Source organism: Arthrobacter sp. M2012083, from assembly GCF_000281065.1.
Lineage (GTDB): Bacteria > Actinomycetota > Actinomycetes > Actinomycetales > Micrococcaceae > Arthrobacter.
In genome coordinates this window covers 1-1,395 of the sequence record NZ_AKKK01000061.1, presented here as the reverse complement: position 1 = coordinate 1,395, position 1,395 = coordinate 1, and the positions used below count along the sequence as shown (strand labels likewise).

The following is a 1,395-nucleotide window of genomic DNA, read 5'->3' as shown; positions in this document are numbered from 1 at the left end:
AAAACAACGGGGGAGGAAAGAAAGCAGCTGGCCGGGTCACACCGCTCCCTCACCAATCCTCTGCAAAGGACACAAAACCATGAACGCAATCAGCGTTGAGACGATCACGACCGAGGACACCGGCGAAACCATCCACGGCGTCACCGTGTTGGGTGATTACCACATGAATGGCGGTTACGACTGGATGGAACTCATCGGAGAACACGGCTGGGTAGTGATCCCCAGTTGGGGATCTGACGGCTGGGACCTAGGCCAGTGGCCCCTTGTCATGGTCGCCGGAACCCGCACCGCCGACGCAATCGGCAACCTGTTCGGCATGGCCACCTACTGCGAGGGAGACGTGAAAACGACGTTCTACCGGACGAAGGCCCGGTACTGGGACGCGATCACCGAAGAGGCTTTTTCCCATTGGAAGAACGGGCAAGCCCACGGCCCGGAAGACCTGCCCGAAGCCGCCGCAGAGCTTCCCAGCCGCTACCGCATCCCGCCCACGTTCCAAACAGCAGCCGCCGCCTAACAGACCCTCGACTCCTTGCCGGGCGGACCCCCGCCGCCCGGCAAGGCACCAAACCCGCCACCAGCAAAGGACCAAGGACAATGCCAGAAAACCGCAGCATCGCCAACAGCCCGGCCCAAGCCGGGGTCTTCCTCGAAACCCTCGCCGCAATCGTGGAGAAGTCCCCCGTGGCCTACAGCGCCAGCGCAGCCGGAGACCTCGCCGCGCACATCCGAGGCATGGCCGCAGCCGTCAACACCGAGGCCCATGTGAACCCCGCCGAACTGGACACCACCCGGCAATACGCGGCACTGGACTGGCACAACGAAGCCATAGCAGTCCTGTTCTCCGCAGAACACCGCCCCACCTTCCACTAGCAGGAACTGAGAACCGCTGTACTGCCCGGCCAGAGCCGGGCAGTACACCCCCCACCACTTCAAAGGAGCCAGCACATGAGCAACGCCACCACAGCCCCCAAAGGCATCACCGCACTGATCTACCGCGACGCCCTGGGCACGGACTTCTCCAATCAGGGCATTTCCGCCCGCGTCATGGAGGTAACCGTCATCGGCGAGGGCATCGACCCCGTTTTCGAAGCCACCGAGGAACGGCCCGCCGTCCGACTCGTCAAAAACGAGAGCTTCCACCGCGAAACCGTGACCCACGCCGAGCCAGTCGCCCCGGATGACGAACCCGCCCCGTGGCACATGTTCGGCGGCACGTTCATCTTCAGCAGCGACTCACGATTCCGACGCGCAGCCGGACAATACGGAGCCATCCCGCTCCACGACCGCCGCGAGTAGACCGGAGGGTGGGCCGTTCGCCTTTCGTGGGCGGGCGGTCCGCCGCAGGTGGCCGGCTCTTGTGGGTGGTTGCCGGCGACGGACCGCCGTTCCCGC

General features: G+C 64.5%; 3 protein-coding genes. All 3 read left to right on the top strand.

The features are described 5' to 3' along the window. Window positions 1-79: 79 nt before the first annotated feature. The 3 genes from A477_RS0119515 to A477_RS0119505 all read left to right on the top strand — a co-directional run bounded on the left by A477_RS0119515 (window position 80) and on the right by A477_RS0119505 (window position 1,299). Window positions 80-517, top strand: a complete 438-nt coding sequence (locus tag A477_RS0119515) for a hypothetical protein (protein ID WP_017200554.1) — start codon at window positions 80-82, stop codon at window positions 515-517. Window positions 518-597: 80 nt separating this feature from the next. Then, on the top strand, window positions 598-873 hold the full coding sequence (locus A477_RS0119510; RefSeq protein ID WP_017200553.1) for a hypothetical protein: 276 nt from the start codon (window positions 598-600) through the stop codon (window positions 871-873). Between the two features lie 75 nt (window positions 874-948). After that, a complete protein-coding gene (locus A477_RS0119505; protein WP_017200552.1) occupies window positions 949-1,299 on the top strand; it encodes a DUF8317 domain-containing protein in 351 nt (116 codons plus the stop codon). Window positions 1,300-1,395 lie beyond the last annotated feature (96 nt).

Coding starts and splice junctions, on each gene's coding strand:
- A477_RS0119510 (WP_017200553.1), top strand. CDS start 598: ATGCCAGAAAACCGCAGCATCGCCAACAGCCCGGCCCAAGCCGGGGTC.
- A477_RS0119515 (WP_017200554.1), top strand. CDS start 80: ATGAACGCAATCAGCGTTGAGACGATCACGACCGAGGACACCGGCGAA.
- A477_RS0119505 (WP_017200552.1), top strand. CDS start 949: ATGAGCAACGCCACCACAGCCCCCAAAGGCATCACCGCACTGATCTAC.